This window comes from Streptomyces sp. NPDC048278 (assembly GCF_040652195.1).
GTDB lineage: Bacteria > Actinomycetota > Actinomycetes > Streptomycetales > Streptomycetaceae > Streptomyces.
Window position 1 is genome coordinate 36948 of sequence record NZ_JBEZLP010000033.1, and the last position, 15195, is coordinate 52142.

Sequence of the window (15195 nt, forward strand, 5' to 3'; positions counted from 1 at the left end):
CGTACCGAAACGCGATAGATCGCGACTACCCCTCGTCGCGACCTGTGGAAAACCCGTACGGTTCCCGAACTGAGCCTTACCTCACAGGCTCCCTGTCAGCGGCAGGTTCTACGCTGGACTGCGCCCGCCAGCGTCGGCGGGCGGCCGTCCGTCAGAGTGAGGAATGGGCTGAGATGCCTGAGTTCGCGTATACCGATCTGCTCCCCCAGGGCGAGGACACCACCCCGTACCGGCTGGTGACCTCGGAGGGTGTGTCCACCGTCGAGGGACCGGACGGGCGGACGTTCCTCAAGGTGGAGCCGGAGGCGCTGCGCAAGCTCGCCGCGGAGGCGATCCACGACATCCAGCACTACCTGCGGCCCGCCCACCTCGCCCAGCTGCGCCGGATCATCGACGACCCGGAGGCGTCGGGCAACGACAAGTTCGTCGCCCTCGACCTGCTGAAGAACGCGAACATCGCGGCGGCCGGCGTGCTCCCCATGTGCCAGGACACCGGCACGGCGATCGTCATGGGCAAGCGCGGGCAGAACGTGCTGACCGAGGGCGGCGACGAGGCGGCGCTGAGCCGCGGCATCTACGACGCGTACCTGAACCTCAACCTGCGCTACTCGCAGATGGCCCCGCTCACCATGTGGGACGAGAAGAACACCGGGTCGAACCTCCCCGCCCAGATCGAGCTGTACGCCACCGACGGCGGCGCCTACAAGTTCCTCTTCATGGCGAAGGGCGGCGGCTCCGCCAACAAGTCGTTCCTCTACCAGGAGACGAAGGCGGTCCTGAACGAGGCCTCCATGATGAAGTTCCTGGAGGAGAAGATCCGTTCGCTCGGCACGGCCGCGTGCCCGCCGTACCACCTCGCGATCGTCGTCGGCGGTACGAGCGCCGAGTTCGCGCTGAAGACCGCGAAGTACGCCTCCGCGCACTACCTGGACGAGATCCCGGCCGAGGGTTCGGAGCTCGGGCACGGCTTCCGGGACAAGGACCTGGAGCAGAAGGTCTTCGAGCTGACCCAGAAGATCGGCATCGGCGCGCAGTTCGGCGGCAAGTACTTCTGCCACGACGTGCGCGTGGTGCGGCTGCCGCGGCACGGCGCGTCCTGCCCGGTCGCCATCGCGGTCTCCTGCTCCGCGGACCGGCAGGCGGTCGCGAAGATCACCGCCGAGGGCGTCTTCCTGGAGCAGCTGGAGACGGACCCGGCGCGGTTCCTGCCGGAGACGACGGACGAGCACCTCGACGAGTCCTCGGACGTCGTGAAGATCGACCTGAACCAGCCGATGGACACGATCCTCGCCGAGCTGACCAAGTACCCGGTCAAGACGCGGCTCTCGCTCACCGGGCCGCTGGTCGTGGCGCGCGACATCGCGCACGCCAAGATCAAGGAGCGGCTCGACGCGGGTGAGGAGATGCCGCAGTACCTGAAGGACCACCCGGTGTACTACGCGGGCCCCGCGAAGACGCCCGAGGGGTACGCGTCCGGGTCCTTCGGTCCTACGACGGCCGGGCGCATGGACTCCTACGTGGAGCAGTTCCAGGCCGCCGGGGGCTCCAAGGTGATGCTCGCCAAGGGCAACCGCAGCAGGCAGGTGACCGACGCGTGCGAGGCGCACGGCGGCTTCTACCTGGGCTCGATCGGGGGGCCCGCGGCGCGGCTCGCCCAGGACTGCATCAAGAAGGTCGAGGTCGTCGAGTACGAGGAGCTCGGCATGGAGGCCGTCTGGAAGATCGAGGTCGAGGACTTCCCGGCGTTCGTCGTCGTGGACGACAAGGGCAACGACTTCTTCCAGGATCCGGCGCCGTCGCCGACCTTCACGAGCATTCCGGTGCGGGGGCCGGGGCTGGCGTAGCGCGTCCGGTGCGGCGGGGGTTTCTTCGCCCCCGCCGCCCCTACCCGTCCCGTCCTTCCAGGGGGTGGTCCCCCTTCGACCGCCCGGTTCGGGGGCTGCCGCCCCCGGACCCCCGCATCGGCCTCCGGCCTCGTCCTCAAACGCCGGACGGGCTGGAGGGGGTGCGGACCGGCTCTCGTCCTCAAGCGCCGGACGGGCTAGACGGGGGATGCCGGCCGGCCTTCGGCCAAGGTGTCAGTCCGGTACGCAGCCGAACCAGTTCACCGTGTCGCCGTCCTTGGTGTAGCCCATGCACCTGACGGTTTCGTCGCGGAGTTTCTCGGTGTGGTCGACCGGGCCGTTCGTGTAGTCCGTGGTGTGGTGGGGCTGGGCCAGGGTGTCGATGGCGACGCGGTACCAGGGGCGCTCGGCGGACGGCAGGGTGCAGCCGTGGCTGGTCATGTTGCGGCTGGGGTCGCCGCTCCAGACGGGGCGTTCGGCGCGGGCGCAGTGGGCGCGGTGGGCGCCGCCTCCGGCGGCGGCGGTACCGGCTGTCGCGCCCAGCAGGGTCGCCGCGCCTATGGAGACCGCCGCGAGGGCGCCGAGCAGACCCTTGGGAGTGAAGTTCATCGAGTGGTCCTCCTGCCAGCCGTGGTGACGGCGGGGAGTCGCCCTGTCACCTTGGGGTGATCGTCACACTTGTTCGCGATGTCCCGCCCGGCGGGCGGAGGGGCAGTCCCCCGACCCGGTGACTTCGGTGGTGCCAATGCAGCAGGCGGCCGGAACAACCGGCGCGTGCCGTTCGCTGACAAGGGCATGAGCGACTACCGCATCGAACACGACTCCATGGGCGAGGTCCGGGTCCCCGTCCACGCCAAGTGGCGGGCCCAGACCCAACGGGCCGTCGAGAACTTCCCCGTCTCCGGGCAGCGGATCGAGCGCGCGCACATCGAGGCGCTGGCCCGGATCAAGGGCGCGGCGGCCAAGGTGAACGCCGAGCTGGGGGTGGTCGACGAGGACATCGCGCGGGCGATCCAGGAGGCGGCCGAGGAGGTCGCCGGGGGGAAATGGGACGAGCACTTCCCGGTGGACGTGTTCCAGACGGGGTCGGGTACGTCGTCGAACATGAACGCCAACGAGGTGCTCGCCACGCTGGCGACCGAGCGGCTCGGGCGGGACGTCCATCCCAACGACCACGTCAACGCCTCGCAGTCGTCCAACGACGTGTTCCCGTCGTCCATCCACATCGCCGCCACCGCCGCCGTCACCCGGGACCTGATCCCGGCGCTCGACCACCTCGCCGACGCGCTGGCCAGGAAGTCCGAGGAGTTCGCCGATGTGGTGAAGTCCGGGCGGACGCACTTGATGGACGCGACGCCGGTGACGCTCGGGCAGGAGTTCGGCGGGTACGCGGCCCAGGTGCGGTACGGCGTCGAGCGGCTGCGGGCCGCGCTGCCCCGGCTCGCGGAGCTGCCGCTCGGCGGGACGGCGGTGGGCACCGGGATCAACACCCCGCCCGGGTTCTCCGCCGCGGTGATCGAGGAGGTCGCGCGGGTCACCGGGCTGCCGTTCACGGAGGCCCGGAACCACTTCGAGGCGCAGGGCGCGCGGGACGGGATCGTGGAGACCAGCGGGCAGCTGCGGACCGTCGCGGTCGGGCTGACGAAGATCGCCAACGACCTGCGGTGGATGTCCTCGGGGCCGCGGACCGGGCTCGCCGAGATCTCGCTGCCGGACCTCCAGCCGGGGTCCTCGATCATGCCGGGGAAGGTCAACCCGGTCGTTCCGGAGGCCGTGTTGATGGTGGCCGCACAGGTGATCGGGAACGACCAGACCATCGCGGTGGCCGGCGCCGCCGGGAACTTCGAGCTCAACGTGATGCTGCCGGTCATCGGCAAGAACGTGCTGGAGTCCGTGCGGCTGCTCGCCAACGTCTCGCGGCTGCTCGCCGACCGGACCGTGGACGGGATCACCGCGCACCGCGAGCGGGCCCGGGAGTACGCCGAGTCGTCGCCGTCCGTGGTCACCCCGCTGAACAAGTACATCGGGTACGAGGAGGCCGCCAAGGTGGCCAAGAAGGCGCTCGCGGAACGTAAGACGATCCGCCAAGTGGTCATCGAGGGCGGGTACGTCGAGCGGGGCGACCTGACCGTCGGGCAGCTGGACGAGGCGCTGGATGTCCTGCGGATGACACGCCCGTAACCACGTGCGAACGTTTCGCGCCGCCCGGCCAGAACCGTGACGTCCGCCGCAGCGTCGTATGCCTACGGCACCTAATATCTGTGCATGGCAGACGGTGGAGCGGTGAGACGCGTGAGGCGCGGGGAAACGGGCGGTGCGACCGGCGACGGGACCGGTTTCTGGACACCCGGGAGCCAGATCCTGTGGCGGTACCGGGAGAACGCCGGGCACGGCTTCCACATCGCGCGCCCGGTCACCGTCGTCCGGGACGACGAGGAGCTGCTCGCCGTCTGGCTGGCCCCCGGCACCGAGTGCGTCCGGCCCGTGCTCGCCGACGGCTCGTCGGTCGGCGAGGAACCGCTGGAGTCCCGCTACACCAAACCCCGCTCCGTCACGCACGGCCACTGGCGCGGCACGGGCGTGCTGAAGCTGGCCCGGCCCCGCGAGCCCTGGTCGGTGTGGCTGTTCTGGGAGCCGGGCTGGGAGTTCAAGAACTGGTACGTCAACCTTGAGCAGCCGCTGGTCCGCTGGGGCGGCGGAGTGGACTCGGAGGACTACTTTCTGGACATCTCCGTGCACCCGGACCGCAGTTGGCAGTGGCTCGACGAGGACGAGTTCGCGCAGGCCCAGCGGGACGGGCTGATGGACGCGGAGACGGCCGCGGCGGTGCGGACGGCGGGCCTGGCCGCGGTCGCCGCCGTCGAGGCCTGGCAGGCGCCGTTCTCGGCCGGCTGGCAGCACTGGCGCCCGGACCCGTCCTGGGCGGTACCGTCACTGCCGGAGGACTGGGACCGTACGCCCGCGCACGTGTCCTCATGAGACCCTTGATGCGCCCCCGGTCCACAACCGTAGGATCGTCCTCCGCAAGGAAGCGTGCGCACAACTCCCGGACCATGTGCCGGGCTTGACCGAACGTCACCGAGGGGCGGCAGGACGTGAGCGAGGGGTACGAGGGCAACACCGGCGATCGGTGCGCGGGCCGCAGATCGTTCGCCGGTGGCACAGGAACAGCCTCCAGCCACGCCGAAATTCCGTTCCTGGGACACGTAATCCGGGTATCGGCACTTCGGCGGGACCACCTGCGCGCCCGGCGCGCAGCCCCGGACGGACGGATTCGACACGCGTGACGGAGCACCCCACCTCCTACGAGCGCCCACAGCCGGGCGCCGACCCCGCGGAGGCCCGCGGGGCGCTCCTGCATACCCCGCAGCCACAGACACAGGGACAACCCCAGCCCTGTCCGCGCGGCGGCACCGCCTTACCGGCACAGGCCCGCGCGGGCGAGACGCCCTCCGGTCCCGGTACCAGCACGTCCAAGGAGCACTCCGTCAACGGCCCCGAGCACGCCCAGCCCACCAGCGCTGAGCCCGATCCGCACCGGCCGCGCCCCGCTCCGGAGGGCATCCCGCCGCAGCCCGGCACCGAGCCAGAGCGGCCGGCCGCGGCGGCGCAGGAGCGCCGTACCGGACGCGGGCTGCCGGCGGGCCGGCCGATGCCGATGCGGCGGGACGGCGACCGGCTGCGCTTCGTGGGCGCCGCGACCCGGCGGATCGCCCGGGGCATAGACCTGGACGAGATCGTGATGGGGCTGTGCCGGGCGACCGTGCCGACCTTCTCGGACGCGATCCTGGTCTATCTGCGCGACCCGCTGCCGGTCGGCGACGAGCGGCCGGTCGGCCCGGTGGTGCTGCGGCTGCGCCGCACCGACCGGATCCCGGAGGAACGGGACACCGACGGCGGCTTCCTGCCGGTGCCGGTCCCCGAACCGGATCCGGCCGACATCGGCCTGGCCGCGTTCACCGCGGACCTGTGCGAGGTACGGCCGGGCGGCGCGCTGAACGAGGTACTGCGGGGCGTACGACCGGTTTTCGCCGACTCCCCGGCGGCGCGCGCCGCGCTGCCCGAACTCCTCGGCGAGGGCAACGAGTCGCTCGTCCCCGGTGCCCAGCACGCGATCCTCGCCCCGCTGCGCGGCCGGCGCCGGGTGATCGGCGCGGCCCTGTTCCTGCGCCGCCCGGAACGCCTCGCGTTCGAGGCCGACGACCTGCTGGTCGCCGCCCAGCTGGCCACGCACAGCGCGCTCGGCATCGACAAGGCGGTGCTGTACGGCCGGGAGGCCTACATCGCCGACGAGTTGCAGCGGACCATGCTGCCGGAGAACCTGCCGAGCGCCACGGGCGTACGGCTGGCGTCCCGCTACCTGCCGGCGGCCGAGACGGCACGGGTGGGCGGCGACTGGTACGACGCGATCCCGCTGCCCGGGAGCCGGGTGGCGCTGGTCGTGGGTGACGTCATGGGCCACTCGATGACGTCGGCGGCGATCATGGGCCAGTTGCGGACGACCGCGCAGACCCTCGCCGGGCTCGATCTGCCGCCGCAGGAGGTCCTGCACCACCTGGACGAGCAGGCCCAGCGGCTCGGCTCCGACCGGATGGCGACCTGCCTGTACGCGGTCTACGACCCGGTCTCGCACCGCATCACCATCGCCAACGCCGGTCATCCGCCGCCGGTGCTGCTGCACCTGGGCGGCCACGCCGAGGTGCTGCGGGTGCCGGCCGGGGCGCCGATCGGCGTCGGCGGGGTCGACTTCGAGGCGGTCGAGCTGGACGCGCCGGCCGGGGCGACGCTGCTGCTGTACACCGACGGTCTGGTGGAGTCCCGGCTGCGGGACGTGTGGACCGGCATAGAGCAGTTGCGCGAGAAGCTCGCCGCGACCGCGCAGCTGACGGGGCCGGACCATCCGCCGCCGCTGGAAGCGCTCTGCGACGAGGTGCTCGACATGCTCGGGCCGGGTGACCGCGACGACGACATCGCGCTGCTCGCGGCCCGGTTCGACGGGATCGCGCCGAGCGACGTCGCGTACTGGTTCCTGGAGCCGGAGGACGCGGCCCCGGGGCGGGCCCGGCGGCTGGCGCGGCGGGCCCTGGCCCGCTGGGGCCTCGAAGAGCTGACCGACTCCGTCGAGCTGCTGGTCAGCGAGGTCGTCACGAACGCCGTGCGGTACGCGTCGCGGCCGGTGACGCTGCGGCTGCTGCGGACGGACGTGCTGCGGTGCGAGGTCGGGGACGACGTCCCCCAGCTCCCGCGCCTGCGGCAGGCCCGGGCGACGGACGAGGGCGGCCGGGGCCTGTACCTGGTCAACCGGCTGGCCCGACGGTGGGGGGCGACCCGGCTCAGTACCGGCAAGGTCGTCTGGTTCGAGCTGAACCGCTGAGAAGCGCCGAACGGCCCTGCCCCGCAGATGAGTGCGGGGCAGGGCCGTTCACGTGCTTGGCCTCAGGCCCCCGTCACGCGTAGCGCGCGGCGCGGCGCTTCCGGGACGGCTGGGTCATGTCGACCAGGACGCCCGCTCCCCGGCCGGGGGTCTCCTCCCAGGAGCGGATCCTGGCGGCGACCCGGGCCAGGCGTGGATCTCCCGGGCGGACCGCCACGTAGAACAGGCCCTCGCTGGGACGGCGGTCGTCGCCGCCCCAGCGGACGACGCCCTCGGTGTCGGCGACGATGTCGCGGATGACCAGGTGCCGGCCGGCCGTGAAGGCACCCCGGGCACCCGGCGGGTAGGAGCCCGGCCGGATCGCCACGGCTGTGCCGGATGCCCGGTTCGACTCGGGAAGGCGGCTGTCGCGGATGTCCGTGGGCGGTACCCAGCCCTCGACCGGCCGGGGTTCGCCGTGGGTGCCGAGGGCGTCGATCTCGTAGTGGAAGCGGCGGACCACGTGGACGAGCACGGTCCGCACGTCCCCGGCGCGCAGGGCGACGGTGAGCGGGCCGGGGGTGCCCTCGATGCCGTAGGTCCAGATCGAGCCGCTCGCGTCGGTCTCGTTCTCCATCTCCCATCCGTTCGCGGACGGGCGGTTCGTCAGGAGGCGCCGGCGCCGGGCCTGCTGACGGCGCAGCGCCTCCTTCAGCTTGTCGTTCCTCAGGGGTGTGGGCCCGGCCGGGGGCGCGGCGGCGGCCGGGGCGGCCGTCAGTCCGGTGGCGGCCAGGCTCGCGGCGGCGGTGACACCGGCCGCCGCGGTCAGGGCGTGTCTGCGGGTCGGGACGGGATGGCTCAAAGGGTCGGCCTTTCTTCCGTCTTGGCCGTTCGCTGCTTGCGGTGGAGCACGGCGGCGGTGACCGCGCAGGCCAGGGCCAGCAGCAGCAGGACGGCGAGGGAGGGATTGAGGTAGCCGGGGACGACGACGGTGTAGCTGCGGTCGGCGTCCGTGCGGCAGACGAGCCGCAGGGGGACGAAGTCGCCGTGGAACGCGGCCACCCGTACCCCCTCGGCCCTCTTCGCGCACTCGTTGCCGATCTCCTGCCGTTCCAGGAGGACGAGATGGAGGCACCCCCAGAGATAGAGGGCGAGCGACCCGGCCACCGCTGTCAGGGACAGGTCGCGCCACACGGTGGGCGGGGTGCGGGTGGCGAGGTGCTGTCTCGTCAGCCGGGAGACCAGGTACCCGGCGAGGCCGGTCAGGGCGGCCAGGCCGGTGAACAGGACCGTGACGAGCACGGTGAAGTCCGGTGTCTGGTAGGGGTCGGACATCGGCATGAGGGCTATGACTCTCTGATGACTCGGTTGTACTTCTCGAAGATCGCGTACAGCGGCATGCGGAGCGTCGCGTCGGAGAACGCCGGTTCCGCCGGGCCCTGGTAGCGGCGCAGGACTTCGTAGATCTCGGTGTCGGTGTAGTCGAGCGCGGGACGCCTGACGGGGGTCTCCGCGACGTCGCCCGCCTTGCCGTCCGCGGACCAGATGTGGACGTGGGCCACGGTACGGACGTTGAACGCGTTGTCCTCCAGCAGCCGCAGCCACATCGTGTAGCGGTCGGCGTCGGGGCTGGGGCGCACGTCGGCGGGATCGAGGATCGTGCCGTCGACGAGACCGGAGCGGATGGAGTTGTTCCACGCCAGGATCCCGATCCGGCCCTGGATCTGCCCGATTCCGATACTGCTGTCCTGGGCTCTCTCCACCCCCGGCAGGCCCTCGGCCCAGTCGGGCAGGATCCCGGAGTAGTAGAGGCCGACACCGGCGTCCACGATGACGTCCTCGGAACCGTAGTGGCAGAACTCCCAGAAGGCGGAGGTCTGGATGAGGGCCTTGCGCATCCGGTACCGGCGGGCGGTCGCCGTGATCACGTCGTCGAGCTGGATGACCGTCTCCAGGCACTGGAGACGTGTGTAGATGTTGTTGGTGCCCTCGCCCCTGCCGATGGAGGCCATGTAGCCGGTGGCTTCCTGCGCCAGCCCCTCCCAGTAGGCCAGGCTGAAGCCGATGTCCTGCTTCTGTGCGGGGGCCGGGTCGAAGTCGCCCTGGCCGGTGTCACGTCCGGAGGCGATGTTGTTGTCGATCTCGATCGCACCGTCGCCGGAACCGACCGTCTTGGTGACGATCTGGTCGAAGGCCCAGTTCTCCGGAAGCGTGTACCCCAGGTTGCCGGAGAAGCCGGACGACATGTCGGACACGAAGCTCGTCTCCGCGTGTCCGGCGGCGGAGACCCGGGAACACGCGTTGCGCGGACCGTAGATGCCGATCCGGTACGGGTTTCCCATCCGGGCCATGCGCGCCTCTATGGCGGCGAAGTACGGCAGGACGAACGCGGTGACCTCGTCGTCGACGGCGTCGTAGTCGACCGCGAAGTAGATCCGCGATCCGTACTTGAAGCCGTGTTCCTCTGCCTTGTACGCGGCGTTCAGGCAGTCGGTGACGCCCTGGTCGGGGCTGTAGTAGTCGGCCGACCTGGCGAACGTCTGGTAGATCGGGAAGCAGCGCAGCCCGTACTGCTTGATGGTGTCGAGCTCGCCGGGCTGGATCTCCTTCTCCGGCAGGGAGGTGGTGGAGGGGTTGTACAGATACCGGCCGATGTACTTGTAGCCGGCGTTCTTCAGCGCCTGGGCACGGGCAGGGGTGATCTTCGTGACGCCGTCGCAGGCTTCTCCCGCGCGGGTCTGGTCACCGTAGGAGACCAGCAGGGACGCCCAGGTCTGGAAGTCGCCGTTCCCGCTGACGGGAAGGCGCGCGAAGGACTGGAACACCTGGACCCCGGACTGCACCTCCGCGGTGAAGTTCCCGAACGGCACGGCGCGCTTGTTGAGGATCATGGCCGCGGTGAACAGGAGCGCCCAGGTGCCGGTGGTGCCCACGGTCACGGTGTGGGACTTCAGGCCGGTCTGGGTGGCGGGGCCGAAGACGCCGTTGGCGGTGCCGTCGGCCATGCCGAGTTCGTACTGGATGGCGTACAGCAGGGACTTGGCGACGTCGCGGGAGTGGTGGCCGTCGCAGGGGATGACGAAGAAGTCCTGCCGGTTGACGTAGCGGCCGTTCATCCACTGCTGGATGCCGCGGATCGTGTCGGAGCCGCCGTTGACGGTGACGTAGGCGTCCATGTTGAGCAGGCCCTTGAAGACCTTCGGCTCCAGGCTCCCGCCCGGGAAGGCGCCGTCGACGCCCATGTTCGCCTTCAGCCCCGCCACGGCCGCCGCGACCCGGTCGCTGTACAGGCCGTCGATGCTGCCGCCGTCGTAGCCCTTGCAGTACAGGGCCGACTGGATGATGCGGCAGAAGTCGCCCGACGGGACGGTGGACGCGTTCAGCTTCGGGTACTTGGACTGGAGCGTGGAGAGCGTGGTGGGCCCGAAGGTGTTCGACAGGGTCGTGATGCCGAGCTCGTACTGAAGAGCGCGCGTGAGCGCGTACATCGTGTTCCAGCCGGTGTTCCCGTCCTCGGTGACGGTCATGCCGATCCGGCTGCCGTAGACCTGGTTCACGAATCGCTGGGCTCTGAGCACCATTTCATCGGCCACTGAAGTCCCCCTTGTGGTCGCTCGCGGAAAAGAACGGCCTGTCGGCTTTTTCTTTTCCGCCGGCTACCACTTGGTGCTGCACTTCAGCGGATACAGGTCGGCGTCGAACCGGATGCAGACCCGGTAGTAGTACGCCGAACCGCCGAGCATGTTCGACCAGTCGGACTTGCCATAACCGGGCGTGGTCACCGAAAGCGACCTGATGAGAGTTCCCGCGGAGTTGTACTTCTCGATCGTGGCGTACGAGGTGTACACCGACGGGGTGGCGTTGTTCTCGACGCGCACCCAGCCGGCCAGGCAGTCGGTCGACCAGCGGAGTTCCGCGACCCGGTTCTCACTGGTGACCGTCCGCTCCGTGGTGACGTTGGAGTCGCAGCCGTAGGTGACCGGCCCCTTGTTGTCACAGCCGGTCCCGGAACAACCCGCGGCGTACGAGGTACCCGCGAGCGGAATCATGGCGATCGCCATGGCCGCGACGGAAACCAGCGCCGCCTTCACCGAATTTCTGCGCATAACACAGCCCCCTTCGGTTTGTCAGGACTATTCGACGCGACAAAGCGACCGCTTTACGGTCGCCTTGCCTGTTCTTTACTCATCCTAGGCAGTGCTCCATGGCATGTCCACGGCTTTTTTTGTCCGTAATGTGCGGTGCCGAAAAAAGCGGAAGGGCGCCCAGCCGGTGCTGGACGCCCTTTCCGTCGTGCTCGGTGCCTGTCTGCCGGCCTACGGGTTGAGTTGGTCGAGCGGCTGGTCCGTGTTCTCGCCGCCCGGAGTGGTGGGCGTGTCCGTCGGCGTCTGCGAGGGCGTCTGGGACGGCGTCTGCGAGGGGGTCTGGGACGGCGTCTGGGACGGGGTCTGCGAGGGGGTCGCGGACTTCGTCGGGGTCTGGGACGGGGTCTGCGAAGGCGTCTGGGACGGGCTCTCGCTGTAGCTCGGCGTGTCCGTCGGCTTGACGGCCGCGCCCAGCTCGGTGTTCAGCTCGAACTTGGCCTTCTTCGTGACGCCGAAGGTGTACGCCGCCCAGATCTGCGCCGGGTAACCGCCACCGTTGATGCGGCCGGTGCCGGGGATCAGGCCCGTGGCGCCGGTCAGCGGCACCTGGTTGTGGGTCTTGGCGTCCTCGCCGAACAGGCCGACCGAGGTCACCAGGTCCGGCGTGTAACCGGTGAACCAGGCCGACCTGTTGTAGTCCGACGTACCCGTCTTGCCCGCCACCTGCTGGCCCTTGCGCAGCGGGTTCTGGGCCACCGACACCTTGGCCGTACCGTCGTCGACCACACCGGTCAGCACCGACGTCACCTGGTCGGCCGCCTCACGGTTGATCACCTGCTCGCCGATCGGGTCGGGCAGGTCGACCTTGCGGCCGGTCTTCTCCGCCGACGCGAGGATCGACGGGGTGACCTTCTGCCCGTGGTTGTCGAGGGTCGCGTACACCGAGGCCATCTCCAGCGGGCTCGCGCCCATGGTGCCCAGGGTCATCGCGGGCACCGCCTGGAGCTTCTCGGTGTCCAGGCCGAGGTCGTCGGCGGTCTTCAGCACGTTCGTCATGCCGACGTCCACGCCCATCTGCGCGAACACCGAGTTGACGGACTTGTTCATCGCCGTCTGCACGGTGATCTTGCCGTAGTCGGCGTCGTCCTCGTTCGGCGGCGCGAAGGCGATGTCGCTGCCCTTGACCGGGCGGCGGCTGGTGCCGTCGTAGATCGTGTTGGCGTTGATGTCCTTGCTGTCCTGCGTCTTGGCGTCCCGGTCGAGCGCGGCGGCGAGGATGATCGGCTTGAAGGTGGACGCCGGCTGGTAGTCGGCGCGGGTGGCGTTGTTCGTGTAGTGCTTGTAGTAGTCCACGCCGCCGTACAGGGCGAGGATCTTCCCGGTCGCCGGGTCGACGGAGACGGCACCGGCTTGGACGTTCTTGTCGACCTTGCGCTTCTTGCCGTCGAGCTTGCTGGTGAGCTGGCCCTTGACGGCCGCCTCCAGCTTGGCCTGCTTCTTCGGGTCGATGTTCAGGGTGATCGTCCAGCCCTGGTCGACGACCTGGGCCTCGGCCTCGGACCGGGTGAGGTTCTGGGTCTTCATCAGCTGGTTCTCCAGCTGGGTGTTGGCCAGGTCGACCAGGTAGCCCTTCTGGCCCTCCAGGCCGGACGCGGCCTTCGGCTCCTTGGGGATCGGGAACTTCATGGTGTCGCGCTCGGACTTGTCCAGCCACTTCTGGCCGACCATGTTGTCCAGGACGTAGTTCCAGCGTGCCTGCACCAGCTTCTTGCCGATGGGACCCGCCACCGCCCAGTCGTACTGGCTGGGCGCCTGGAGCAGCGCGGCCAGGTAGGCGCCCTGCTGGACCGTGAGCTTGTCGGCGTCGACGCGGTAGTAGGCCTGGGCGGCGGCCTGGATGCCGTACGCGCCACGCCCGTAGTAGCTGGTGTTGATGTAACCGGCGAGGATGTCGTCCTTCGACTTCTCGCGGTCCACCTTCAGCGAGATGACCAGTTCCTTCAGCTTGCGGGTGACGGTCTGGTCCTGGTCGAGGTAGTAGTTCTTGACGTACTGCTGGGTGATCGTCGACCCGCCCTGGGTGCCGCGGCCCCGCGCGGTGTTGTAGAGGCCGCGGGCCATGCCCCTGAGGTCGATGCCGTTGTCGTTGTAGAAGGTCTTGTTCTCCGCGGCGACGAAGGTGTGCTGGACGGCCTTCGGGACCTTGGAGAGGTCGACTATCTCGCGGTTGACGGTGCCCTTGCGGGCCAGCACCGAGCCGTCGCTGTACTTGTAGACGTTGCTCTGCGTCTGCGCGAGCGCGTTGCCCTCGGGGACGCTGACCATCATGTACAGCGCGATGAAGGAGCCGATGCCGAGCAGGCAGACGGTGAAGAACGCGCCGAGCATCTTCTTCCACGTGAACAGCCTGCGTATGCGGCCCTTGGCGGGCTTGCCGTCCTTGGCGGGCTTGGCGTCCTTGCCGTCCTTGGTCGGCCGCCCCTTCCCCGCGGCGGCCTTGCGGCGCTCCGCGCGGGTGGCGCCCTCGGCCGCCGGGGCGGCCTGGGCGACCGGCGACTCGACCGCGGTCGCGGTCCCGCCCTCCGCCGTCACCGACGTCTCGGGCCCGGTCTGCTGGGACGTGCGGTTCCGCGGCGCGGCGCGGCGACCGCCACGCTGTCGCGCTCTTCTGTCGTCCGCTCGTCCCATGAGTCCGTCTGCTCCGCTTCGTCTCGGCTGTCACACATGTGTACGGGTGTCACACAGGTACGTGGCTCAGGTCAGTCCAGAAAACTAACACCGCTCTCTATGACAGAGGACGCACGATCTGCCCTTTTTCGGACGTGACAATCAGCACCCCCACCCAACGGAACCGACGAGCGGAAAGGGCGGAGGGTTGCCCGGTGGGGGCAAGTGAAACCACCGGGACGGAAAAGACCAGGCCAGAGCGGTCTCAGGCCAGCTCCTCCTTGAACCCCTGCCGCCAGGAGGGGTACCGCGGCTCCCAGCCCAGCTCCCGCCTGGCCTTGGCGTTGGAGAAGCCACGGCCCTGGGTCATCATGACGACCGCCTGTTCGCCGGCCATGCGGCGGGCCAGCCACACCGGCACCCGCAGCGGTCGCTTCGCCCCGGCGCACTCGGCCAGGTACGGCAGCCACTCGGCGGCCGGCGCCGGTTCGTCGTCGACGACGTTGAACACCCCCCGCGCCCGCTGCTCCACCGCGAGGACGGTCGCACTCGCCGCGTCGTCGAGGTGGATCCAGCTGCTGTACCCGGTGGCGCGGCCGACCAGCGGGTACTGGCGCCTGCGGACCAGCTCCACCTGGTCGTCGATGGCGCCGGGGCCGTAGAAGGCGCCGTAGCGCAGGGCGGCGCCGCCGGCCCGCAGCACCGCGTCCTCCAGGTGGCGCAGCGCGAGCATCCCGCCGTGCGCGGGGGTCCCCGCCATCAGGTCCAGCGGGTCCTCCTCCGTCTTCACCCAGCCGCCCTCGCGGATGCCGTTCCAGCTGGCGTGGCTCTGCGCGACGACGTGCCGCACGCCGGTCGCCTCGGCGGCGGCGAGCAGGTGGTCCGTGCCCTCGGTGCGCAACCGGTTGGTGAGGGCGAACCAGCGGTCGGGATGCCTGATGTCGGGCTTGCCGGCGTGCGCCATGGAGATGGCGGTCAGCTGGTGGACGATGACGTCCGGGCGGGCCGCGGCCACCGCCGCGCCGACCGACAGCGCGTCCAGGCCGTCCATCACGACCCCGTCCGCGCCCAGTTCCGCCAGCAGCCCGAGCCTGGCCGCGCCGGTCGTGGTGGCCGTCACCTGATGCCCCCGCACCACCAGCTGCGGCACCAGCCGCCGCCCCAGGACCCCGCTGCCCCCTGCCACGAACACCCGCATGGTGATCACCTTCCTGCTCCGACCCGATCCGATCCGACACGGGAGACC

The 15195-nt window shown here is 70.1% G+C and carries 11 protein-coding genes; 4 read left to right on the forward strand and 7 right to left on the reverse strand.

Annotated elements, in window-relative coordinates:
* The first annotated feature begins 173 nt into the window (after positions 1 to 173).
* Complete coding sequence (locus AB0D74_RS39135) at positions 174 to 1844, forward strand: fumarate hydratase (protein WP_362597867.1); 1671 nt, start codon at positions 174 to 176, stop codon at positions 1842 to 1844.
* A 234-nt stretch (positions 1845 to 2078) separates the two neighbouring features.
* Here the strand turns inward: AB0D74_RS39135 and AB0D74_RS39140 are convergent, their stop codons facing one another.
* Positions 2079 to 2453: a hypothetical protein gene (locus AB0D74_RS39140; RefSeq protein ID WP_362597870.1), complete on the reverse strand. Its 375-nt coding sequence runs from the start codon at positions 2451 to 2453 to the stop codon at positions 2079 to 2081.
* 186 nt (positions 2454 to 2639) lie between these two features.
* Between AB0D74_RS39140 and AB0D74_RS39145 the strand changes: the two genes are divergently transcribed.
* From AB0D74_RS39145 to AB0D74_RS39155, 3 genes are all read left to right on the forward strand, one after another.
* Positions 2640 to 4025 (forward strand): class II fumarate hydratase, encoded by a 1386-nt coding sequence (locus tag AB0D74_RS39145; protein ID WP_362598069.1) that lies wholly within the window; start codon positions 2640 to 2642, stop codon positions 4023 to 4025.
* Between the two features lie 84 nt (positions 4026 to 4109).
* Positions 4110 to 4823: a DUF402 domain-containing protein gene (locus AB0D74_RS39150; protein ID WP_362597873.1), complete on the forward strand. Its 714-nt coding sequence runs from the start codon at positions 4110 to 4112 to the stop codon at positions 4821 to 4823.
* A 304-nt stretch (positions 4824 to 5127) separates the two neighbouring features.
* Positions 5128 to 7218, forward strand: coding sequence for a SpoIIE family protein phosphatase (locus AB0D74_RS39155; RefSeq protein WP_362597876.1), 2091 nt, complete (start codon positions 5128 to 5130; stop codon positions 7216 to 7218).
* A 73-nt stretch (positions 7219 to 7291) separates the two neighbouring features.
* Here AB0D74_RS39155 and AB0D74_RS39160 read toward each other — a convergent pair whose 3' ends face one another.
* The 6 genes from AB0D74_RS39160 to AB0D74_RS39185 all read right to left on the reverse strand — a co-directional run bounded on the left by AB0D74_RS39160 (position 7292) and on the right by AB0D74_RS39185 (position 15147).
* On the reverse strand, positions 7292 to 8059 hold the full coding sequence (locus AB0D74_RS39160) for a hypothetical protein (RefSeq protein WP_362597881.1): 768 nt from the start codon (positions 8057 to 8059) through the stop codon (positions 7292 to 7294).
* Positions 8056 to 8538, reverse strand: coding sequence for a hypothetical protein (locus AB0D74_RS39165; RefSeq protein ID WP_362597884.1), 483 nt, complete (start codon positions 8536 to 8538; stop codon positions 8056 to 8058). The genes AB0D74_RS39160 and AB0D74_RS39165 overlap by 4 nt, the downstream gene beginning before the upstream one ends.
* Positions 8539 to 8543: 5 nt before the next feature.
* Positions 8544 to 10790, reverse strand: a complete 2247-nt coding sequence (locus AB0D74_RS39170; protein WP_362597887.1) for a glycoside hydrolase domain-containing protein — start codon at positions 10788 to 10790, stop codon at positions 8544 to 8546.
* 63 nt (positions 10791 to 10853) lie between these two features.
* Entirely contained in the window at positions 10854 to 11303 is a 450-nt protein-coding gene (locus AB0D74_RS39175; RefSeq protein WP_362597890.1) for a DUF2690 domain-containing protein, read from the reverse strand.
* A 210-nt stretch (positions 11304 to 11513) separates the two neighbouring features.
* Positions 11514 to 13970 carry a transglycosylase domain-containing protein gene (locus tag AB0D74_RS39180; protein ID WP_362597893.1) on the reverse strand — a complete coding sequence of 819 codons (2457 nt, stop codon included), beginning with the start codon at positions 13968 to 13970 and terminating at the stop codon, positions 11514 to 11516.
* A 244-nt stretch (positions 13971 to 14214) separates the two neighbouring features.
* On the reverse strand, positions 14215 to 15147 hold the full coding sequence (locus AB0D74_RS39185; protein WP_362597896.1) for an NAD(P)-dependent oxidoreductase: 933 nt from the start codon (positions 15145 to 15147) through the stop codon (positions 14215 to 14217).
* Between the last annotated feature and the right edge of the window lie 48 nt (positions 15148 to 15195).